24 protein-coding genes are annotated in these 19,091 nt (G+C 70.3%); 11 read left to right on the top strand and 13 right to left on the bottom strand.

From position 1 onward, the window contains the following. Positions 1-4: 4 nt before the first annotated feature. Positions 5-418, bottom strand: coding sequence for an MFS transporter (locus MQH10_RS26325; protein WP_336605054.1), 414 nt, complete (start codon positions 416-418; stop codon positions 5-7). A gap of 221 nt (positions 419-639) precedes the next feature. Here MQH10_RS26325 and MQH10_RS07155 point away from each other — a divergent pair, with 221 nt between their 5' ends. Together MQH10_RS07155 and MQH10_RS07150 are read left to right on the top strand one after the other, a co-directional pair. Further along, positions 640-1,794, top strand: coding sequence for a dipeptidase (locus MQH10_RS07155; RefSeq protein WP_242563382.1), 1,155 nt, complete (start codon positions 640-642; stop codon positions 1,792-1,794). Positions 1,795-1,883: 89 nt separating this feature from the next. Further along, positions 1,884-2,645 (top strand): glucose 1-dehydrogenase, encoded by a 762-nt coding sequence (locus tag MQH10_RS07150; RefSeq protein WP_242563381.1) that lies wholly within the window; start codon positions 1,884-1,886, stop codon positions 2,643-2,645. Between the two features lie 6 nt (positions 2,646-2,651). Here the strand turns inward: MQH10_RS07150 and MQH10_RS07145 are convergent, their stop codons facing one another. Next, positions 2,652-3,308 carry a DsbA family oxidoreductase gene (locus MQH10_RS07145; RefSeq protein WP_242563380.1) on the bottom strand — a complete coding sequence of 219 codons (657 nt, stop codon included), beginning with the start codon at positions 3,306-3,308 and terminating at the stop codon, positions 2,652-2,654. A gap of 175 nt (positions 3,309-3,483) precedes the next feature. Here MQH10_RS07145 and MQH10_RS07140 point away from each other — a divergent pair, with 175 nt between their 5' ends. Further along, entirely contained in the window at positions 3,484-3,702 is a 219-nt protein-coding gene (locus MQH10_RS07140) for a hypothetical protein (RefSeq protein ID WP_242563379.1), read from the top strand. A 121-nt stretch (positions 3,703-3,823) separates the two neighbouring features. Next, entirely contained in the window at positions 3,824-4,219 is a 396-nt protein-coding gene (locus tag MQH10_RS07135; protein WP_242563378.1) for a c-type cytochrome, read from the top strand. A 36-nt stretch (positions 4,220-4,255) separates the two neighbouring features. Here MQH10_RS07135 and MQH10_RS07130 read toward each other — a convergent pair whose 3' ends face one another. The 3 genes from MQH10_RS07130 to MQH10_RS07120 are packed head-to-tail and all read right to left on the bottom strand — an operon-like array spanning position 4,256 to position 5,967. After that, the gene (locus MQH10_RS07130; protein ID WP_242563377.1) at positions 4,256-4,732 is read right to left on the bottom strand and encodes a nuclear transport factor 2 family protein; all 477 of its coding nucleotides are present in this window, start codon (positions 4,730-4,732) and stop codon (positions 4,256-4,258) included. Next, the gene (locus MQH10_RS07125) at positions 4,729-5,364 is read right to left on the bottom strand and encodes a pyridoxamine 5'-phosphate oxidase family protein (RefSeq protein ID WP_242563376.1); all 636 of its coding nucleotides are present in this window, start codon (positions 5,362-5,364) and stop codon (positions 4,729-4,731) included. The genes MQH10_RS07130 and MQH10_RS07125 overlap by 4 nt, the downstream gene beginning before the upstream one ends. 57 nt (positions 5,365-5,421) lie before the next feature. Continuing rightward, entirely contained in the window at positions 5,422-5,967 is a 546-nt protein-coding gene (locus tag MQH10_RS07120) for a carboxymuconolactone decarboxylase family protein (RefSeq protein WP_242563375.1), read from the bottom strand. A gap of 117 nt (positions 5,968-6,084) precedes the next feature. On the opposite strand from MQH10_RS07120, the gene MQH10_RS07115 reads away from it, so the two are divergent. Further along, positions 6,085-6,981 carry a LysR family transcriptional regulator gene (locus tag MQH10_RS07115; RefSeq protein WP_242563374.1) on the top strand — a complete coding sequence of 299 codons (897 nt, stop codon included), beginning with the start codon at positions 6,085-6,087 and terminating at the stop codon, positions 6,979-6,981. 7 nt (positions 6,982-6,988) lie between these two features. On the opposite strand, the gene MQH10_RS07110 is transcribed toward MQH10_RS07115, so the two are convergent. From MQH10_RS07110 to MQH10_RS07085, 6 genes are all read right to left on the bottom strand, one after another. Further along, positions 6,989-8,197 (bottom strand): serine hydrolase domain-containing protein, encoded by a 1,209-nt coding sequence (locus tag MQH10_RS07110; RefSeq protein WP_242563373.1) that lies wholly within the window; start codon positions 8,195-8,197, stop codon positions 6,989-6,991. A 69-nt stretch (positions 8,198-8,266) separates the two neighbouring features. Beyond that, complete coding sequence (locus tag MQH10_RS07105) at positions 8,267-8,638, bottom strand: hypothetical protein (protein ID WP_242563372.1); 372 nt, start codon at positions 8,636-8,638, stop codon at positions 8,267-8,269. Beyond that, positions 8,635-9,339 (bottom strand): glutathione S-transferase N-terminal domain-containing protein, encoded by a 705-nt coding sequence (locus MQH10_RS07100; RefSeq protein WP_242563371.1) that lies wholly within the window; start codon positions 9,337-9,339, stop codon positions 8,635-8,637. Before MQH10_RS07100 ends, MQH10_RS07105 begins: the two co-directional genes overlap by 4 nt. Beyond that, complete coding sequence (locus MQH10_RS07095; protein ID WP_242563370.1) at positions 9,336-10,991, bottom strand: arylsulfatase; 1,656 nt, start codon at positions 10,989-10,991, stop codon at positions 9,336-9,338. The genes MQH10_RS07100 and MQH10_RS07095 overlap by 4 nt, the downstream gene beginning before the upstream one ends. After that, entirely contained in the window at positions 10,985-11,125 is a 141-nt protein-coding gene (locus tag MQH10_RS07090; RefSeq protein ID WP_242563369.1) for a hypothetical protein, read from the bottom strand. The genes MQH10_RS07095 and MQH10_RS07090 overlap by 7 nt, the downstream gene beginning before the upstream one ends. Positions 11,126-11,202: 77 nt before the next feature. Further along, positions 11,203-11,832: a sulfotransferase family protein gene (locus MQH10_RS07085; RefSeq protein ID WP_242563368.1), complete on the bottom strand. Its 630-nt coding sequence runs from the start codon at positions 11,830-11,832 to the stop codon at positions 11,203-11,205. Positions 11,833-12,025: 193 nt separating this feature from the next. On the opposite strand from MQH10_RS07085, the gene MQH10_RS07080 reads away from it, so the two are divergent. The 3 genes from MQH10_RS07080 to MQH10_RS07070 all read left to right on the top strand — a co-directional run bounded on the left by MQH10_RS07080 (position 12,026) and on the right by MQH10_RS07070 (position 15,668). After that, positions 12,026-13,339, top strand: a complete 1,314-nt coding sequence (locus MQH10_RS07080; RefSeq protein ID WP_242563367.1) for an MFS transporter — start codon at positions 12,026-12,028, stop codon at positions 13,337-13,339. Positions 13,340-13,466: 127 nt separating this feature from the next. After that, the gene (locus MQH10_RS07075) at positions 13,467-14,549 is read left to right on the top strand and encodes an ecdysteroid 22-kinase family protein (RefSeq protein WP_242563366.1); all 1,083 of its coding nucleotides are present in this window, start codon (positions 13,467-13,469) and stop codon (positions 14,547-14,549) included. 12 nt (positions 14,550-14,561) lie between these two features. Then, positions 14,562-15,668 (top strand): NAD(P)-dependent alcohol dehydrogenase, encoded by a 1,107-nt coding sequence (locus tag MQH10_RS07070; RefSeq protein WP_242563365.1) that lies wholly within the window; start codon positions 14,562-14,564, stop codon positions 15,666-15,668. A 6-nt stretch (positions 15,669-15,674) separates the two neighbouring features. Here MQH10_RS07070 and MQH10_RS07065 read toward each other — a convergent pair whose 3' ends face one another. Next, on the bottom strand, positions 15,675-16,202 hold the full coding sequence (locus tag MQH10_RS07065; RefSeq protein ID WP_242563364.1) for a GNAT family N-acetyltransferase: 528 nt from the start codon (positions 16,200-16,202) through the stop codon (positions 15,675-15,677). Positions 16,203-16,310: 108 nt separating this feature from the next. Here MQH10_RS07065 and MQH10_RS07060 point away from each other — a divergent pair, with 108 nt between their 5' ends. Genes MQH10_RS07060 through MQH10_RS07050 form a run of 3 tightly spaced genes read left to right on the top strand, consistent with a single transcriptional unit; the run spans position 16,311 to position 18,902 of the window. Further along, positions 16,311-17,174, top strand: a complete 864-nt coding sequence (locus MQH10_RS07060) for a hypothetical protein (protein ID WP_242563363.1) — start codon at positions 16,311-16,313, stop codon at positions 17,172-17,174. Further along, positions 17,171-17,947 (top strand): enoyl-CoA hydratase/isomerase family protein, encoded by a 777-nt coding sequence (locus tag MQH10_RS07055; RefSeq protein ID WP_242563362.1) that lies wholly within the window; start codon positions 17,171-17,173, stop codon positions 17,945-17,947. The genes MQH10_RS07060 and MQH10_RS07055 overlap by 4 nt, the downstream gene beginning before the upstream one ends. Positions 17,948-17,966: 19 nt before the next feature. Beyond that, entirely contained in the window at positions 17,967-18,902 is a 936-nt protein-coding gene (locus tag MQH10_RS07050; RefSeq protein ID WP_242563361.1) for an amidohydrolase family protein, read from the top strand. Here MQH10_RS07050 and MQH10_RS07045 read toward each other — a convergent pair. Beyond that, complete coding sequence (locus MQH10_RS07045) at positions 18,899-19,090, bottom strand: hypothetical protein (RefSeq protein ID WP_242563360.1); 192 nt, start codon at positions 19,088-19,090, stop codon at positions 18,899-18,901. The genes MQH10_RS07050 and MQH10_RS07045 overlap by 4 nt on opposite strands. Position 19,091 lies beyond the last annotated feature (1 nt).

The following is a 19,091-nucleotide window of genomic DNA, read 5'->3' as shown; positions in this document are numbered from 1 at the left end:
ACCGTCAGCCAGCCGAACAGACCGGCCTGTCCCAGCCCGCCGGCGGCGAGAACAGCAGCCCCACCGAGACGGCGATCAGCGGCGCGGCCAGGATCATCAGCGGAATGCGCCGCCCGAGCCGGGATCTGAGGTTATCCGACCAGGAGCCGACGACCGTGTCCACGACGGCGTCGAACGCCAGGCTCACCGCCAGCGCCGCGCCGACGAGCGCCCCGGACAGACCCAGGACCGCGGAATAGTAGAAGAAGACGAAGCCGATCGCGGTGTCGAACCCGCCGTTCTGGGCCGCCTGGCCGAGACTGTAAGCCAGCTTCACAGGCAGCGACGGCTTGCCGACGGGGGCCTGCCCCGCATCGGGCGTAGAACCTTCCATGTCCGGCAATCGCCCGTCCCCCACCTTGGCCTGGGATGCTCCCACGGGACAGGCCCTCTGGAAAGGCTCGCCCCGGGGCGATTGACGCCCCGCTCGCGCCGTCAATATCACTATTGACGGTTATTACAACAAGACCGCCGGGGCCCTGATGGGAGCCCGACCGCAAGGTCTGTATCGCCGCCGATGAGCGCGATCTAAGACGGGCTGTCGGCTTTGGCGGCCTCGTCAGGCAAGCTGAAGCGACATCAGACCTGAGGGACATCGACATGCACATCACCGACCGACGCAGGCTGATGGCCATGGGGGCCGCGGCGCTTCTGCCGCTGGGGGCGGCTCAGGCGGCGGAGGCGCCCGTGGACAGCGAGCATCTGGGCTTCACGCCGGACGCTCAATTCGTGGCCAAGGCCCGGCGGCTGCTGGACCGGGTTCCGGCCATCGACCTTCACGCCCACCCGGGCCGGACCTTCGGGCGCGGCGCGGTGGGGCTGTCGGCGGCGGCGGCCTCGATCATCGCCGGAGGACCGTTCGAGGATCGCGCCATCGCCGACATGCGGGCCGGCGGCGTCTCGGGCGCAAGCTTCGCGGCGGTGGCCGACATGCAGATCCTCGACGCCCGGGGCACGGCCCTGGCCGCCACGCGCGACTTCGCACCGGGCGAGGCCCAGGCGAGCTATGGGCGCCAGATCGCCAATCTGAAGACCTATGTGCAGGCGGCCGGCGCCAGGCTGGTGCGCGAGCCCGGCGATTTCGCCCGCTTCAAGCGACGCGGCGAGATCGGCGCCCTGCTGACGGTGGAGGGCGCGGACTTCCTGGGCGGCGAGCTGGCGGGCCTCGGCGGCGCCTTCGCGGACGGGGTGCGGTCGATCACCCTGGTGCACTATCACTCCAACCCGCTGGGAGAGACCCAGACCGCGCCGGGGGCGAGCCAGGGCCTGACCGCCTTCGGCCGCGAGGTGGTGAGCGAGATGGGCCGGCTGGGCATGATCGTCGATGTCGCCCATGCGGCCGAGCCGGTGGTGCGCGGGGTGCTGGCGGCGACCGACCGGCCGGTGATGTGCTCGCACACATTTATCCTGGGCCGCGGGACCGAGAACCCCCGCTTCATCAGCCCGGCCCTGGCGCGAGAGATCGCCGCCCAGGGCGGGGTGATCGGCGCCTGGCCGGCCGGGATCGGGGCGGCGACGCTCAATGACTATGTCGACCGGATCTTCCAACTGGCCGAGACGGTCGGGCCCGAGCACGTGGCGCTCGGCACCGACATGGACGCCAATTTCCGCCCCGTGATGACCAGCTATCTCCAGCTGCCCCTGGTGGTGTCGGAGCTGCTGCGGCGCGGCTATGGCGAGGCGCAGGTCAGGGCGTTCCTGAGCGGCAATTTCCTGCGGGTGTTCGGGACGGTCTGGCGCCGCCGTGGTCGCTGATCGGGGAACTCAGGGCTTCGCACCCGACCGCGCTCGGCTAAGGTCGCCGCGCGGGGCGTCAGACCCCGATCGGACGAGGGAGCAGGACGATGGCGGGACGGGTTGCGGGCAAGGTGGCGTTGATCACGGGCGCGGCGTCGGGGTTGGGGGCGGAAAGCGCCCGGCGGCTGGCGCGGGAAGGCGCGTCCCTGGTCCTGACCGACATGGCCGCCGAGGCCGGGGCGGCGGTGGCCGCCGAGATCGGATCCCAGGCCCTGTTCATCGCCCACGACGTCACCGACGAGGCCGGCTGGGCCGAGGTGGTGCGGACCGCGCGCGAGCGGTTCGGGCGCATCGACGTGCTGGTCAACAGCGCCGGGGTGGCGAGCGAAGGCGGCCCCCTGCTGGAGATCAGCTTCGAGTCCTGGCGGCGCATCCTGTCGATCAATCTGGACGGCACCTTCCTGGGGATGCGGGCCGTGGCGCCGTCCATGGTGGAGACCGGCGGCGGCTCGATCATCAACCTGTCCTCGATCCTGGGGAAGGTCGGCCTGCCCGGCGCGCCGGCCTATTGCGCGTCCAAGGGCGGGGTCCTGATGCTGACCAAGTCCACGGCCCTGGAGCTTGCGCCGCTGGGCGTCCGGGTCAATTCGGTGCATCCGGGCTTCATCGAGACGCCGATGGTGGCCAACGTCCTGCACGCCGCCGAGAACGGAAACGAGATGCGCGACATGCTGATCTCCCGCCACGCGATGGGGCGGCTGGGCGTTCCGCGCGAGATCGCCGACGGCATCGTGTTCCTGGCCTCGGACGAGTCCAGCTTCATGACCGGGGCGGAGCTGGTGATCGACGGCGGCTACACCGCCATCTGACGTCGGTCAGGCCTGGGCCATCTCGGCGGCGATGTGGCGGATGGCCTTTTCGAAGGCCTCCGCCGGCTGGCCGCCGGAGATCAGATAGCGCTCATTGATGACCACGGCCGGCACGGCGGAGATGCCTTCGGAGCGCCACTTCCAGGCCTCCGCCCGCACCTCGTCGGCGTAGCGGCCGGTGGCGAGCACCTCACGCGCCGCGGCGCCGTCGAGCCCCGCGGCCTCGGCGGCGGCGACCAAGTCGTCGTGGTCGCTGGGATTGCGGCCTTGCGTGAAATAGGCGTCGAACAGGGCCTTCTTCAGGGCCGCCTGGCCGCCGACCACGCCGGCCCAATGCAGCAGGCGGTGGGCGTCGAAGGTGTTGTAGATGCGGCTGTCGTCGGTCATCGCCATGGTAAAGCCGACCTCGGCGGCGCGGGCGCGGATCGCTGCGCGGTTGGCGGCCGACTGCTGGGGCGTGGCCCCGTACTTCTGGGCGACATGCTCGACGATGTTCTGGCCCTCCGGCGGCATGTCGGGATTGAGCTCGAAGGGCTGGAACCGGATGTCCGCCTGGACGAGATCGCCGACGCGCGCGAGCGCCTCCTCCAGGCCGCCCAGACCGACCACGCACCAGGGGCAGGAGACGTCGGAGACGAAATCGATCTTCATCGGCTGGGGCATGGGCGGTTCCTTGGGTGACGGGAGCAATATAGTCGCCCGCACACATCTTTCACCCCGACCGTCGGGGTTCGGATGAACGGCGGCTGACCGGAGACTTCAGCCGCCCCTCAGCGGTCTGGGCGCAGGGTTGTGTCTCAGCCGCTGCAGCTCGGCGGTTCGCACCCACGAGACGACGATGACAAACCCCCGCACCCTGGCCTGGTCGCTGCTGGACCCCGCCGCCGCTCCCGCCCAGGTCGGCGAATGGGTGTCGCTGGACGCCGGCGGCATGCCCATCTACCGCATCGAGGCCCTGGAGGACGGCCTGGCCTGGCTGCGCGACGACACCCACGCCCAGCCCCTGCGCCTGCCGCTCAACCAGTTCCGCTGGAAGGCGGCGGCCGAGGCCGGCTGACCCTTCGGCGGCGCACCCTGGGGACGCCCGTTTCGGTTTCACTTGCGTTTGACGCCGGTCGAGCTGGGGCGGATAAGGCGCGCGGGGACGCCGCACGCCAACAGATGCAGAGAGCCTCCCCATGTTCCGCTTCCTGACCCCGGCCCGCCTGAGCGCGGCGATCGTCGCCGGCGCCGTCCTCGCCGCCGCCCTGCCCGCCGCCGCCGCGGGCGACGCCGCCGCGGGCAAGGCCGTGTTCACCGCCCAGTGCGCCGTCTGCCATTCGGCGGCCAAGGGGGCCAAGCCGATCCTGGGCCCGACCCTGTTCGGGGTGGTGGGCCGCAAGACCGCCACCATGCCCGGCTTCGCCTATTCCCCGGCGATGAAGGCCGCGGGCGGGGTGTGGACCTCCGACCGGCTCAGCACCTATATCGCGGCGCCGGCCAAGACCCTGCCGGGGGTGCGCATGACCTATGGCGGCCTGAAGAACCCGGCCCAGTTGCAGAACCTGATCGCCTATCTCAACACCCTGAAATAGGCGCGGGCGGGGCCGTTCGCGGACGGCCCCCTCGCCTCACAGCCCCAGCTCGGTCAGGCCCGGATGATCGTCCGGGCGCGGACCTGCGCGGTCCCAGTGGAACAGGCGCTGATCCTCGGTGATGGCGACGTCGTTGATGCTGGCGTGGCGCTCGGCCATCAGGCCGTCGGCGTCGAAGGCCCAGTTCTCATTGCCGTGGGAGCGGAACCACCGGCCCGAGGCGTCGCGCCATTCGTAGACGAAGCGCACGGCGATGCGGTGGTCGGTGAAGGCCCAGAGCTCCTTGATCAGCCGGTAGTCCTGCTCCCGGACCCACTTGGCGGTGAGGAATTCGGTGATGGCCGCGCGGCCGGTGAGGAAGACATCGCGGTTCCGCCAGCGGCTGTCCGGCGTATAGGCGAGCGCGACCTTGGCGGGATCGCGGCCGTTCCAGGCGTCTTCCGCGCGGCGGACCTTGATCAGGGCGCCCGCGCGGTCGAAGGGCGGCAGGGGCGGTCGGGGGACGTTGGTCATGTGGAAGGTCCTTGGGCGGCGGCGAGCTGGTCGCGCAGCGCCTGGTTCTCGGCCTCGAGGGCGGCGAGCCGGTCGCGGATGGGCGCTAGCGACGGCGCAAGCTCCTCGGCCGTGAAGCGCGGGGTGATGTGCTGGGGGCAGTTCCAGTCGAAGGCCTCAAGCCGCAGCACGAAGGCCCGTTCCGGCCGGCCCTTGTAGCCGGGCGTGGTCAGGCGCGCGGCGAGGTCCGGATCGGCGGCGAGATCGCGCACCTCCATATGGGCCAGGATCTTCAGCCGCGCCCGATTGGGATAGTCGACCAGGATCAGGGACACCCGGTCGTCGGCCGCGACATTGCCGAGGCTGATGTACTGGCGGTTGCCGGAGAAGTCGGCGAAGGCGAGCGTGGTCTCGTCCAGCACCCGCAGGAAGCCGGGCGGCCCGCCGCGATGCTGCACATAGGGCCAGCCGCTCTCCGACACGCTGGCCAGGTAGAAGCTGTCGCGGGCGGCGATGAAGGCGGCCTCGTTTTCCGTGAACCGGTTGAAGGCGCGGTCGGCGGTGAGGTTCTCCCAGACCTTTCGGCTGCCCTGGGCCGTCTGGGCGGCCTGGACGGCGGGGGTCGAGAGGAGGTCGAGGAAGGTGTAGGCCATGGGGTCCTCGCGGGGGGTTCCGGGCGACCGCTGACGGTCGCCCGGGTCAGGTCAGGATTAAGCCGCTTCCGCCGTGCGCAGCACCGGAAAGTCGATCTCGGTGTCGGCCACGATGTTGAGGAAGTTGGTCAGGAAGTTCTCAGCCACCAGGGCGGTGATCTCGACGATGTTGGCGTCGGTGAAGCCGGCGGCGCGCACCGCGGCGATATCGGCGTCGGTGACGTGGCCGCGGGCCTGGGCGATCTTGGCGGCGAAGGCGACGGCGGCGTCGGCCTTGGGATCGCCGGATCGGCCCTGACGGGCGAGCGCGATCTCGCCGGCGTCCAGCTTGGCGAGATTGCCGGCCAGATAGGCGTGGACCGAGAGGCAGTAGTCGCAGCCGTTCACCTGGGCGACGGCGAGCGCGATCCGCTCGCGGGTCTTGACGTCCAGCGCCTTGCCGAGCGCGCCATTGAGGCTGGTGAGCCCGGTCAGGGCGGCGGGGCTCAGCGCGGTCAGGCGGAACAGATTCGGCACGACACCGAGCTGCTTTTCGACGGCGTCGAGCAGGGGTTGCGAGGCGGCCGGGGCGGCGTCACGGGCGGGCAGGACGATGCGGGACATGGGGATCTCCAGGTTGGGAAGCCGGCGGCGCCGGCGGTGCTGAAGATCTAGACCCAGGCCCTCTCCGCGATAATCCGGGGAATTGACAAGTCTTTATTGCCAGATTAGCAATGATCCATGGATCGTCTGGACGCCATGCGCGCCTTCGTCGCCGTCGCCGGCCAGGGCAGCTTCGCGGCAGCCGCCCGGCGCTTGCGGCTGTCGCCCTCGGCCGTGACCCGCGGCGTGGCCCAGCTGGAGGATGAGCTGGGGGTGCTGCTGTTCCATCGCACGACCCGCTCGGTGACCCTGACCGAGCGCGGCGCCATCCACCTCGACAGCTGCCGGCGGATCCTGGACGATCTTGAGGAGGCCGAGCGGCGGGTGCGCGGCGAGGACGCCCGCCCCCGCGGCCTGCTGACCATCGCCGCCCCGATCCTGTTCGGACGGCTGCACATCCTGCCCATCGTCAACCGCCTGCTGGCCGAGCACCGTGAGCTGAACATCCGGCTCAGCCTGTCGGACCGCAATGTCCAGCTGGCCGAGGAAGGCGTCGACATCGCCATCCGCATCGGCGAGCTGGCCGATTCCAGCCTGATCGCGGTGAAGCTGGGCGAGGTCACCCGGATGCTGGTGGCCAGCCCCGCCTATCTGGGCGCCCGCGGCGAACCCCGGACCCTGGCCGAGCTGGAGGATCACGACCTGATCACCTTCGAGGGGATCGGCCCGGCCAGCGACTGGCGCCCCGGCGACCGCGCTCATCGGCTGGAGCCACGCCTGTCGGTGAACAGCGCCGACGCCGCCCTGGCCGCCGCCGAGGCGGGACTGGGGATCACCCGGGCGCTGAGCTATCAGGTCAAGGCCGGGGTGCAGGCGGGCCGGCTCGTCGTCCTGCTGCCGGACCTGGCGACGCCGGTCCTGCCGGTGAGCGCCCTGCACCCGGCGCACAGAGTCGCCTCGGCCAATGTCGCGACCTTCCTGAAGGCCGCCCGCGCCGCGTTCCGCACCGCGTCGCTGTCGCCGGTCGCCGCCTAGACGCGGGTCAGGCCAAGGCCTCGGCGATGAGGGCCTGGGTCATGGCCTGGAGCGGCGGGGCGCCCTCCTCGGCCATGCGCTGGATGAGGCCCACGAACAACAGCTCGTTCTCGGGATCGACCCAGAACCAGGTGCCGGCCGCGCCGTCCCACTGATAGGTTCCCTTGCCCACCTTCGAGCCCGCGGCGGCGGGATCGTGGAAGACGGCGCCGTCGAAGCCGTGGCCGTAGCCCGGGCGGATCTGCTGGTGGCCGACGCCATAGCCGCCGCCGAGCAGCTCGTCGGACAGGTGGTTCGCGGTCATCAGGGCCACCGCCTCGGGACTGAGGATCCGGGCCCCGCCATAGACGCCCTTGTTCAGCAGCATCTGGGCGAAGCGGGCATAGTCGTCGATCGTCGAGAACAGGCCGCCGCCGCCGCCCGCGAGGGTCGGCGGGATCGTGGGGTCGCCGCGACCCATGGGGCGTTCAACCACGCTGAGCGTCTTCCGCTTCTGGCTCATGCGGTAGAGGGTGGCGAGCCGGGGCAGCTTGGCCTTGGGCACGTGGAAGCCGGTGTCGACCATGCCGAGCGGGCCGAAGATGCGGCTCTGCATGAACTCCGGCAGGCTTTGGCCGGACAGCCGCTCGATGATCGCGCCCTGCAGGTCCATGGACAGGCTGTAGCGCCAGCGGCGGCACGGCTGATAGGCGAGCGGGACCGAGGCGATCCGGCGGGAGAATTCGGCGAGGTCCGGCGAGGTCCAGACGCCGGCGGCCATATAGGCCGCGTCGGTGGGATCCTCGGGGTTGAAGCCATAGCCCAGGCCGGCGGTGTGGGTCAGGAGCTCGCGCAGGGTGGGCGGGTGATCGGCGGCCTCGGTCCCCTCCCCCTTGCGCACCCGCACCCCCTCGAACTCGGGCAGGTGCTTGGCGATCGGGTCGTCTGGCGACCAGAGGCCCTGGTCGTGGAGGATCATCATGGCGACGCCGGTCACCGGCTTGGTCATGGAGAAGATGCGGAAGAGGGTGTCATGGGCGAGCGGCTCGCCGCTGGCCAGATCCTTCAGGCCCTGGACCGAGCGGTGGACGATGCGGCCATTGCGGGCGACCAGGGTCACGGCCCCGGCGAGTTCGCCCCGGGCGATGAGATCGGCGATGGCCTGATCGGTGGCGGCCAGTCCTTGCGGCGAAAGCCCCACGTCACGCGGCTCGCCCGCGCTCAGCACCCGGTCCATGCCGTCCTCCCCTGATGTCTTGTTCTGTCCGCCAGCCAAGCCCGCGCCGGCGGGCTTGGCAAGCCCGACCTAGCGGCCGACGCCGTGGCGGTCCGTGGGCGGACCGCCCGCAGCGCGGACCGGCGGGTCGAGGGGGGCGGCGGCGAGGATCTCCGCGCCGGGGCCGATGCGGGCGGCGAGGATGTCGCGGTCGGCGGGCGCGAGGGCCGCGAACCGGCGCTGCAGGGCCGCCAGACAGCCCGCGCGATAGGGCGAGGCCGGCAGGTCCCAGGGAACGCCCTGGACCGTGAAGCGCGCGCGGGTGAGCCCCTGCGCGACGGCCGCCGCCTGGGCGGTCAGCTCCGGCAGGTGCTCGCGGCCGATCTTCCGCAGCAGGGGATCGAGATCGGCGGGCGCCTCCGTCAGGTCCGGCGCATCTGCCAGATCGGCCGGCGTCGTCACCCACAGGCGCGCGGTCCAGGCCAGGACGTGGGGCGCGCGGTCGCGCAGGATCGCCGCCGGGGTCGGATCCGACGAGAAGTGGCGGAACATGGGGCCGAACAGGCCGAAGTCCGCCTCGCAGGGGCGAGCCCCGAATAGGAAGGGCGCGCGGCCAGGACCGGCTCCAGCAGATCGAGCACCTCGCCATAGAGGGCCGCGATCACCGGCGCGGTCTGGAGGGTCACCCCGTCGCGCCGCAGATATTCCCGTTGCTGGCGCCTGCGGATGATGAAGCTGCGCAGGGCCAAGGGTCCGGGGAGATCGCGCAGCAGGGTGCGGGCGATCTGGCGGCCCATCAGCCGGGCGTCCTCCTCGAAGGCCCAGCGGTGATAGAGCGCCGGCCGCCAAAGCCATTCGTCGAAGGCGTCCTCCATCAGCAGGCTGAGGAACCGAGCCGGCGTGTCGACCGGATGCAGCCGGGGCTCAGGAACGGCCTCTTCGAAGTGGGCGATGATGGCGGTGGTGTCGGTCAGCCAGCCGCCGTCGGGGGTCTCCAGCTGCGGCATCTGAGCGACGCCGGTCGCCCGGGCGCAGCGTCGGAAATCGGCGGTGTCCATCTCCACGAAGCGGAAGGCGATCCCCTTGGCCCGCAGATAGCCTTCCAGCTTTCCCGTGAAATAGGAGAGCTTCAGGCCGTGCAGGACATAGGCCGGCGCGCTCACCGGCGGCGCCGCCAGATCAGCCAGCCGATGCCGCCCGCGATCAGCAGGGCCAGGCCGATCAGCCCGCCCTTCAGGAACCCGACCTGGCGGGTGAGCGCATTGCCGACCAACTGCTTGTCGGTGGTGTAGCCCTTGGGCAGGGGCGCGACCCCGACCCGCGTCTCATAGGCGGCGTAGTCGGCCAGCATCTGCTGGAAGAGGGCGGGCTCGGCCTTGGCTAGGTCCTTGGTCTCGCCGGGGTCCTTTGCGAGGTCGTAGAGCCGCCACTGGCCGTCGCCGATCGGCGGCATGTCGCGGGTGATCTTCATGGTCCCGCGGAACAGGGCCGAATTGCCGGAGACCTCGATGCCGACCGGCTCGTCCGGCCCGTGGGTCGCGGCGGCCTGTCCGGTCAGCACCGGCTTGAGGCTTCGCCCGTCCATGGCCAGCGCCCCGGGCGCTGGGGCCGCGGCGGCGTAGTCGATCAGGGTCGGGGTCACGTCGGTGACGAAGGCCGAGGAGTTGACCCGCGTCCCGGGCGCGACGCCGGGGCCGGACAGGATGAGCGGCACGCGCACCCCGCCCTCGGAGGTGTAGAACTTGAACAGCTGGCCGGGCGCCGAGATCGCCGCGGCCCAGGCCTGGCCGATGTAGTTCAGGCTGCCCTTCTCGCCCTGTCCCGCCAGCTTCCAGGCATAGCCGTGCAGGGCCATCCAGATGTCCATGCCCTTGGCGTGGACCGGATCGCTGGGCTCGGGGCCGTTGTCGGAGGTGATGACGAACAGGGTGTTGTCGAGTTCGCCACGCGCCGCCAGATGCTGTTCCAGCCGGCCGATGCTGGCGTCCATGGCCTCCAGCATGCCGGAATAGACCTCCATGCTGCGGGCGTAGATCTTGCGCTCGTCCGGCGACAGGCTCTCCCACTTGCGCGTGAAGGCCGGCATGCCCTGGACGTCGGCGTCAGGGGGCAGAAGGCCGAGCTTGCGGGCGCGCTCGGCGCGTTCCTGGCGGATGGCCGGCCAGCCGGCGTCGAAGCGACCCTTGTAGTGGTCGGAATAGGCCTTGGGCGCCTGGACCGGGATGTGGACCGCCTGGAAGGCCAGATAGGCGAAGAAGGGCTGGGACCCGGCCGGCTTTTCGTCGATGTAGGTCTGGAGCCGGTCGACCAGCAGGTCGGAGGAATAATAGTCCTTGGGCAGCTTGGCGGGCGCGCCGTTCTCGAACCAGGGGGCGTCCTGGTAATAGGGCATGTAGGGCTTGGCCGCCCAGTTGTCGGCGCCCGAGGCGTCCAGCGCCAGGGACCGGTCGAAGCCGTGGGCGTTGGGCAGTTCCCCGGCCCCGTGGCCGAGGTGCCACTTGCCGGCCATCAGGGTGCGATAGCCTGTCGCCCTCAGCCGGTCGGCGATGGTCCAGACGCCGGGCTCGAAATGCAGGCCGTAGCCATGCTTGCCGCGCTGCGACGGCGGCAGGATCTCCTCGATGGTCGCCACCCCGGCGCGGTGGTTGTCGACCCCGGTCAGCAGCATGGCCCGCGACGGCGAGCAGAGCGGCGAGGTGTGGTAGGACGTGAACATCGCCCCCTTGGCCGCCAGCCGGTCGATATTGGGGGTGCGGGCTTCGCCCCCGAAGGCGCCGAAGTCCATCAGGGCCGAATCGTCGACCAGGATCAGCACGATGTTCGGCCGCTTGGCGGGCGGGCCGCCGGGGTCTGGGCCAGGGCCGGACCACCGACCAACAGGCCCGCGAGGCTGAGGCTGATCGCCTTGCGCGCCGCTCCGGCCAGCCAGGCCGTCCCTGAATTCGCCATGTCTCCGCCCCGCCGATTTTGCGGATATTATGACACTATAAATGCCATTATCAAGAGCGACCGGAAACCTCGGGAGTTCAGTGGGCGCCGGGCCCGCCGGCTTGCATCTCCGCCATGCGGGCGATGAACTCGGCGCGATTGTTCTCCGACGGATAGGGCTCGGCCGGGACCGGCACGCCGAGGAAGGCGCAGAGCGGCTCCCAGCCCTGGCCGGCTTCGTAGACCAGCAGGCGCTCGGCCGGGATCGCCGCCTTCACCGCCTCGGTGTGGCGGACGAAATAGTCGGTCATATAGGCTCGATCGTTCAGATGCGGCTGCAGCGCCCCGATAAAGCTCTTGAAGAAGGGCGCCATCGGCCCCTCGGTCTGGTTCGCGCCGGAGCCGGGCTTGAAGATCGTGGCCTGGGTGGACTCAAACCACTGGTCCGGATCGCGCACGGTGTGCAGCACCTTGGCGTCCGGATAGAAGGCGGCGAGTTCGCGCCAGTAGGCGGCGCCCGGATAGTCCACCATCGCCCCGTAGCCCGAGAAGATCGCGTCCCAATTGGGCCGCCCCGCGCCTGCCTCGATCCACAGGGGCACGCTTTCCGGATGGGCGAAGACCTCGACCATGTGGTGGCAGGGTCCGAGCCCCAGCATGTTCAGCGCCGTCTGCAGGGACTTGGTCCCCGTGCGTCCCAGTCCCGAGCCGATCACCTTCAGCGCCATGTTCCGTCCCCCAAAGCTTGGCCGGAAGCCTAGCGGCGGTGGGAATTCCCAGCCAATCGGTGGGGCATGGAGCTAATTAGACGATCCATCGCACAGACTTGTCATGGCGCCGCTTGTACCCTCTGTTAGAGGGTGAGCCCAGGAGGACAGCCATGGATCACCCCCGCACCCCCACGCCAGCCAGGCCCGGCGCTTGACGGGCGCCCTGGAGGCCGAGGTCGAATCCATAGCCCTGTCCATCGCGCCCGCGCCCCTGCCGGGTCGGGATCGCTGGAGCCTCATGATCTTCGGTGGGCTGCTGCTCACCCTGGTGCAGTTCTCCGTGCCCTATGAGGGACTGGTCGGCCTGCCGATCACCTTCTTCCTCAAGAACAAGCTGCACCTCGACGCCTCGGCCCTGGCCCAGTTCAACCTGATCGCAGGCATCCCGCTGATGGTCGGGGTGCTGTTCGGATTTCTCCGCGACACCTGGAGCCCGGGCGGGCGCGGCGACCGGGGCCATCTGATGGTGTTCGGATCGGTCGGGGTGGCGATCTACGCCGTCATGGCCTTGCTGCCGCCGAGCTACTTCGTGCTGCTGGGCGGGGTCCTGCTGGGCACCTGCGGGGTCCAGATGCTGTGGAGCGCCGCGCGCGGCCTGGTCTCCGCGGCCGGCCAGCAGCAGGCGATCACCGGCCAGATGGCCACGGTGGTGAACATCGCCTCGTCCATTCCGAGCCTGGCGGCCTATCTGCTCGGCGGGGTCCTGAGCGCCTATCTCGAGGGCCAGAACGCGGTCGTCGCCGCACGCATCCTGTTCCTGATCGGGGCGGGGCTGATGGGGGCCATCGCCCTGTTCGGCCTGTTTGGCCCGGCCCGCCTGTTCACGACCGCTGACACGGGCCCCCGGACTGAGACGATGGCCGCGGACGCCCTGCGGCTGCTGCGCCACGCGCCGATCTATCCGGTGCTGCTGATCCAGTTGATCTGGCAGTTCGCCCCGGCCACAGGGGCGGTGCTGCCCTATCACATGGGCAATGACCTGCACGCCAGCGACGCCCAGGTCGGCGCCTGGTACGCCATCTTCTTCGGGTCCTTCGCCCCGGTCTATCTGCTCTATGGCTGGCTCTGCCAGAGGTTCCGGCTGAAGACCTTGCTGTGGGTCGGAACGGTCATGGCCGTGCTCCAGATGTCGCCTCTGCTGATGATCAAGACGCCTCATACGGCGCTGATCGCGGCGGCGGTGATGGGGGCGATGGGCGGCATAGCCCAGTCCGCCTATACCGACCTCGCCATCCGCTCGTGCCCCAAGGGACTGCAGGGGGCGATGATGATGCTGTTCATGACCATGTACTGGGTGACCGTGCGGTTCGGCGACATTCTCGGCGCCTGGCTCTATGGCGGCCCTGGGGGCTTCAGGGCCGCTGTCCTGGTCTCGCTCGGCATCTACGCCCTGCTTCTGCCCTGCATGCTGCTGGTCCCCCGCCACCTGAGCGCCGCGCGGGATGGGGAGCGCGCCACGGCCTGACGCGAATTCGGGACGGCTGAGGCATTTCCCGTTTGCAGGCGCCGCAGCGGAATGGAGTTTACTGCCCAATCTCCGCCGAGCGGCGCGCCTCCATGACGCCGCGGGCGGGCGTTCGGGAGGAGTTTGCATGACCAAGCCGGCGATCGCCGCCAGCCCCGCCGGGATCGACGCGGACTGGATGACCCAGGCCCTGAGGGCGTCGGGCGCCATCAAGGACTCCCGGGTGACCGCCATCACCGCCAAGCCGGTCGGCAACGGCCTGGTGGGCGACAGCTTCCGGTTCCAGCTCACCTACGACACCGCCGAGGCCGGCGCGCCGGCCAGCGTGGTGGGCAAGTTCCCGGCCGAGGATCCGTCGAGCCGCGCTTCGGGCGCCGCCCACCAGCTCTATCGCAAGGAGGTCTCCTTCTATCGCGAGCTGGCGCACACGGTGAAGATCAACACGCCCAAGGCCCACTTCGCCGACATCAATCTGGAGACCCAGGACTTCACCCTGATCTTCGAGGACCTGGGCCCCTCGCGCCCCGGCGACCAGCTCACAGGCTGCTCGGTCGAGGACGCCGAGACCGCGATGCTGGAGGCCGCCGCCCTGCACGGACCGCGCTGGGGCGATCCGGTCCTGCCGACCATCGACTGGCTCAACACCGGCAAGGACCTGGCCCCGCACATCGTCGGCGCCATGCCCATGGTGATCGCCGCCTATCGCGAGCGCTATGACGGCCTGCTGGAGCCGGAATACATGGCCATCGTCGAGCGCCTGCCGCAGATCATGGGCGGCTATTACGAGCCCCGCGAGATTCCGCTCACGGTCCAGCACGGCGACTACCGGCTCGACAACATCCTGTTCGACGTCCAGGGCGGCAAGGCCCGCCAGGGCACGCTGGACTGGCAGACCGTGTCCTGCGGTCCGGGCCTGACCGACGTGTCCTATTTCCTGTCCGCCGGCCTGCCCTTCGAGACCCGCCGCAAGCACGAGCAGGACCTGGTCCGCCGCTATCACGACGAGCTCCTGACCTATGGCGTCAAGGACTACAGCTGGGAGACCTGCTGGGAGGACTATCGCCGCTACGCCGTCCACGGAGTGTTCATGGGGGTGTTCTCGGCCATCGCGGTTGAGCGCACCGAGCGCGGCGACGAGCTGTTCCTGAAGATGACCCGCGGCGGCTGCGCCCAGGCCCTCGACCACGACACCTTCAGCTTCTGGGGCTAGGAGAACAGACCCATGAAAGTCACCGCCGCCGTCGCCCGCGCCGCGGGCCAGGACTTCACCCTGGAGACCGTCGAGCTGGACGATCCGCGTCCCGACGAGATCCGCGTGCGGGTCGCCGCCGTGGGCGTCTGTCACACCGACCTCGTCGCCCGCGAAGGCGGCATGCCCTTCGCCCTTCCCGCCGTGCTGGGTCACGAAGGCGCGGGGGTGGTGGAGAGCGTCGGATCGGCCGTGACCAAGGTCGCGCCCGGCGACCGGGTGGCGATCACCTTCCGCTCCTGCGGTCAGTGCGCCCGCTGCCAGAGCGGCGATCCGGCCTACTGCTATTCCATGCCCATGCTGAACTATATCGGCATGCGTCCGGACGGGACCAAGGCCCTGGCCCAGGACGGCCAGCCGGTGTCGTCCAACTTCTTCGGCCAGTCCTCCTTCGCCACCTATGCGCTGGCCTATGAGCGCAATGTCCTGAAGCTGCCCGACGATATTCCCTTCGAACTGGCCGCGCCGCTGGGCTGCGGGATCCAGACCGGCGCCGGCGGGGTGATCCTGGCGTTGGCTCCGGCCAAGGGCTCGTCGATCCTGATCCTCGGCGGCGGGGCGGTGGGCCTGTCGGCGGTGATGGGCGCGGCGATCGCCGGCTGCGGAACCATCATCGTGGTCGAACCCCACGCGGCGCGCCGGGCGCTCGCCCAGGAGCTGGGCGCGACCCACGCCATTGATCCGGCGGCGGGCGACGTCGCCGCCGCCGTGCGGGCGATCCTGGCCACCGGCGTCGACTACGCCTTCGACACCACCGGCCGTCAGGACATCCTGACCGCGACCATGGCCTGCCTGGCGCCCAAGGGCGTGCTGGGCATTGTCGGCATTCCGGCCCCCGGCACGCCCATGCCCGGCGACCTCGGGACCGTGCTGACCTTTGGCCAGACCGTACGCGGCATCATCGAGGGCGACAGCGATCCGGACGTGTTCATCCCGGAGCTGATCGCCCACTGGCGGGCTGGCCGGCTGCCGCTGGAGAAGCTGGTCAAGACCTTCCCGTTCGCGCAGATCAACCAAGCGATCGCCGCCCAGCATCATGGCGACTGCGTGAAGGTCGTGCTGACCCTGCCGGAAGGCTAGGGGCGCCTAGCCCAGGGCCTTTTCCATGACGATGAAGGTCAGGCCCGGCACGCGGGGCAGGCCGAACTTTTCGTCGTCATAGGGGAAGGGGCGGGTCTCGCCGGTGGCGGCGTAGCCGCGGCGCTCATACCAGGCGATCAGGGTGTCGCGGATCGAGACCACGGTCATGCGCATGCGCTTCGCGCCGCGGGCGGCGGCATGGGCCTCGCCGCCCGCCAGCAGGGTGCGGCCGAGCTGGCGGTCCTGCAGGTCGGGCTTGATGGTCAGCATGCCGAGATACCAGACGCCGGGCTCCGCCGGCTCCAGCCAGACCGTGCCGAGCGGCGGGCCGTCGGGGGCGTCCTTGAACAGCAGGAGCGCGGCCTCCGGCTGGGCGGCGAGGTCGCGGCGCAGGGTGTCGGCGTCGGTGCGCTGGCCGTCGAGATAGTCGGCCTCGGTGGTCCAGCCCACGCGGGAGCTGTCGCCGCGATAGGCGGAATTGACCAGGGCGGCGACGGCCTCGAGCTCGGAGTCTTGGGCGGGATAGAGCGGCATGGCCAAGCTGATCGCCGATTTCCCGGCCCGCCGCAACTCAGGCCGCCTTGCCTTCCGCCCCGTTCTCGCCGAGCGTCACGGCCAACAAGAAGGACGGGGAGAACACCGGTGCTGACCGAGATCGATCGGGTGCTGTTGGCGACGCCGGACGCCGCCGCGACGGCCGCGAAATGGAAGGCCCTGCTGGGCGCCGAGGAGGCCGGGCGCGACGCCCTGCCCGGCCTGGGCGCAACCCGCCTGACCCTGAGGCTCGGAACCTCCGACATCGAACTGCTGCAGCCGGACGGAACCGGGGCGGTGGGCGACGCCCTGAAGCGCCGGGGCCGCGCGCACCTGTTCGCCGCCGGCGCGGCTTCGCCGGATCCTGCGGCCGTCGCCAAGACCGCCGTGGCCACGGGGGCCGCGCATCGCCACGCAGACGGGCGGGACTATCTGACCCTCACCATCGAGAACGCCCCCATCGCCTTCGTGATCTCGCCGCCAGCCGAGCGCGAGCGCGTGGGCGGGATCGACTTCCTCTATGAGGCCACGGTGCTAGCCGCCGACCAGGCCGGCGCGGTCGCCCAGATCCGTGACGCCTTCGGCCTGGACGAGAGCTGCTTCACGACCATCACCTCCGAGGCCTTCGGCTATACCGGCGTGCTGACCCTGTTCGAGAAGGGCAAGCTGCATCGGTTCGAGGTGATCACCGCCACCGACCCCGACAAGACGCTGGGCCGCTATCAGGCCAAGGAGGGCGCCGGCTTCTACATGGCCTTCGCCGAGAGCCGCGACATGGGCGCGATCGAGCGTGCGGCGGGCGGGACCGGGATCACCATCGACCGGCCTGCCGCCCGCCCCGCCGACCTCAACTCCGACCAGCTGTGGCTGCACCCGCCCAGCCTCGGCGGCATGATGCTGGGCGTGTCGCGCCCGACCATGGCCTGGACCTGGTCCGGCCATCCCGAACGAGTCGAAAGGATCGACGCATGAGCGAACCCGTCCTGAAGGTCGCCGACGAAGGTCGCGTCCGCATCCTGACCCTGAACCGGCCGGCCCAGCTCAATTCGATGAGCGACGCCCTCTATGACGCCGTCGGCCACGCCCTGAACCTGGCCGCCGCCGATCCGGGCGTGGCGGTGGTGATCCTGACCGGCGAGGGCCGCGCCTTCTGCGCTGGCCAGGACCTGGCCGAGATGGAGAACCGCCCGACCTATCCGCCGGGCGAGGTCCATGGCTTCGGGCCGTTCATGGATGCGCTGGACAGTTTCGAGAAGCCGCTGATCGCCGCCGTCAACGGCCTGGGGGTCGGCATCGGCCTGACCCTCCTGCCCTATTGCGACTTCGTGTTCATGGATGAGGGCGCGCGGCTGCGGGCGCCGTTCGTGACCCTGGGCGTCACGGCCGAGGCGGGCTCGACCTCGCTGCTGCCGGCCCTGGTCGGTTGGTCCAACACCGCCGACATCGTCTATACGGGACGCTGGATCGACGCCCCCACCGCCGTCGCCATGGGCCTGGCCCGCGAAGTGACGCAGGCCGGGACGGTGCTCGACCGGGCCAGGGCGCAGGCCGCGCTGATCGCCCCCAATCCGATCGTCTCCCTGGTCGCCACCAAGCGCCTGCTGATCCATGCCCGCCTCGACGCCGCCCGCGCCGCGCGGGCGCGGGAGGATGCGGTGTTCCGCGGCCTGGAGGGCGGCCCCGCCAATCTCGAAGCCCTGGCCGCCTTCCGCGAGAAACGGCCGGCGGACTTCAGCAAACTCTGACGCCCGAGGAGCGCGCGCCATGGAGACGGAGTTTCAGGCCGCGCTCGAAGCCGGCGACCTTGCCGGCCTGAGGGCCTGTCCCAAGGCCGACCTGCATATACATGCGCTGATGGGCGGCGACCGCGACTGGGTCCGTGCGCGCACCGGCCGTGACATCGCCCCGCTTGAGCACGTGCTCGGCTCGATGGACGAGATGCACGCCTGGGTCAGCGACGCCACTGGCGACGTCTTCAAGGGCGGGGCCGGTCGGGCCGTGGCCTTTGAAGCCACCTTCGCCCAGGCCGCCCTGGACGGCGTGACCCGTCTGGAGGTCGGCGACGATGTCTGGGGCATCACCCAGTATGACGGCACGGCGCAAGCCGTCTGGCGCACCCTGACGGAGGCCCATGCTCGCGGCGGGCCGCAGGTGGACTGGATTCCGCAGATGGGGATGTCCCGGCACTGTCCCTATGCGGCGCTGGATTGGTGGATGACGCCCCTGCTGGAGCTGGGGACCTTCAAGACCCTGGACCTGTCCGGCGACGAGTTCGCCCAGCCGATCGAGGTGTTCGTCCCCCTCTACCGCAAGGCCAAGGCCGCCGGGCTAAAGCTGAAGGCCCATGTCGGCGAATGGGGGACGGCCGACGACGTCTGGCGCGCCGTCGAACTGCTGGAACTGGACGAGGTGCAGCACGGGATCGCGGCGGCGGACTCGCCCGAGGTGATGCGCAGGCTGGCCGAGACCGGGGTGCGGCTGAACCTCTGCCCGACCTCGAACCTCAAGCTCGGCCGGGTGGCGCGGATGGAGGATCATCCGATCCGCCGGCTGTACGACGCCGGCGTGCGGGTGAGCGTCAACACCGACGATCCGCTGATGTTCGGCAATGGCGTCTCGGCGGAGTTCCTGACCCTGTTCCAGGCGGGCGTCATGACCGCGGCCGAGCTGGACGCGATCCGGCTGGACGCCCTGGGCTAGGACCGTCCGATCCGGGTGAGCAGCACCGCGCCCGCCCCGAAAGCGGTCATGGCGGCGCCCCAGGCGAGGTCGAGGTTCACGCCGGTGCTGGCCAGCTTCAGCTGGGCGGCGGGGGTGGTCAGGCCGGCGACGACCAGCAAGAGGCCGATGCCGATGAACAAGAGGCCGATGGGCAGGCGGACATCCATG

The sequence above is a fragment of the Phenylobacterium aquaticum genome, from assembly GCF_022695515.1.
GTDB lineage: Bacteria > Pseudomonadota > Alphaproteobacteria > Caulobacterales > Caulobacteraceae > Phenylobacterium > Phenylobacterium aquaticum.
Note: the sequence above shows the minus strand (reverse complement) of the source record. Positions and strands in the feature narration are given on the sequence as shown.

Excerpts from the sequence above, each read along its gene's own strand:
- MQH10_RS07155 (WP_242563382.1), top strand. The coding sequence starts at position 640 with ATGCACATCACCGACCGACGCAGGCTGATGGCCATGGGGGCCGCGGCG.
- MQH10_RS07150 (WP_242563381.1), top strand. The coding sequence starts at position 1,884 with ATGGCGGGACGGGTTGCGGGCAAGGTGGCGTTGATCACGGGCGCGGCG.
- MQH10_RS07145 (WP_242563380.1), bottom strand. The coding sequence starts at position 3,308 with ATGCCCCAGCCGATGAAGATCGATTTCGTCTCCGACGTCTCCTGCCCC.
- MQH10_RS07140 (WP_242563379.1), top strand. The coding sequence starts at position 3,484 with ATGACAAACCCCCGCACCCTGGCCTGGTCGCTGCTGGACCCCGCCGCC.
- MQH10_RS07135 (WP_242563378.1), top strand. The coding sequence starts at position 3,824 with ATGTTCCGCTTCCTGACCCCGGCCCGCCTGAGCGCGGCGATCGTCGCC.
- MQH10_RS07130 (WP_242563377.1), bottom strand. The coding sequence starts at position 4,732 with ATGACCAACGTCCCCCGACCGCCCCTGCCGCCCTTCGACCGCGCGGGC.
- MQH10_RS07125 (WP_242563376.1), bottom strand. The coding sequence starts at position 5,364 with ATGGCCTACACCTTCCTCGACCTCCTCTCGACCCCCGCCGTCCAGGCC.
- MQH10_RS07120 (WP_242563375.1), bottom strand. The coding sequence starts at position 5,967 with ATGTCCCGCATCGTCCTGCCCGCCCGTGACGCCGCCCCGGCCGCCTCG.
- MQH10_RS07115 (WP_242563374.1), top strand. The coding sequence starts at position 6,085 with ATGGATCGTCTGGACGCCATGCGCGCCTTCGTCGCCGTCGCCGGCCAG.
- MQH10_RS07110 (WP_242563373.1), bottom strand. The coding sequence starts at position 8,197 with ATGGACCGGGTGCTGAGCGCGGGCGAGCCGCGTGACGTGGGGCTTTCG.
- MQH10_RS07090 (WP_242563369.1), bottom strand. The coding sequence starts at position 11,125 with ATGGCGAATTCAGGGACGGCCTGGCTGGCCGGAGCGGCGCGCAAGGCG.
- MQH10_RS07085 (WP_242563368.1), bottom strand. The coding sequence starts at position 11,832 with ATGGCGCTGAAGGTGATCGGCTCGGGACTGGGACGCACGGGGACCAAG.
- MQH10_RS07075 (WP_242563366.1), top strand. The coding sequence starts at position 13,467 with ATGACCAAGCCGGCGATCGCCGCCAGCCCCGCCGGGATCGACGCGGAC.
- MQH10_RS07070 (WP_242563365.1), top strand. The coding sequence starts at position 14,562 with ATGAAAGTCACCGCCGCCGTCGCCCGCGCCGCGGGCCAGGACTTCACC.
- MQH10_RS07065 (WP_242563364.1), bottom strand. The coding sequence starts at position 16,202 with ATGCCGCTCTATCCCGCCCAAGACTCCGAGCTCGAGGCCGTCGCCGCC.
- MQH10_RS07055 (WP_242563362.1), top strand. The coding sequence starts at position 17,171 with ATGAGCGAACCCGTCCTGAAGGTCGCCGACGAAGGTCGCGTCCGCATC.
- MQH10_RS07050 (WP_242563361.1), top strand. The coding sequence starts at position 17,967 with ATGGAGACGGAGTTTCAGGCCGCGCTCGAAGCCGGCGACCTTGCCGGC.
- MQH10_RS07045 (WP_242563360.1), bottom strand. The coding sequence starts at position 19,090 with ATGGATGTCCGCCTGCCCATCGGCCTCTTGTTCATCGGCATCGGCCTC.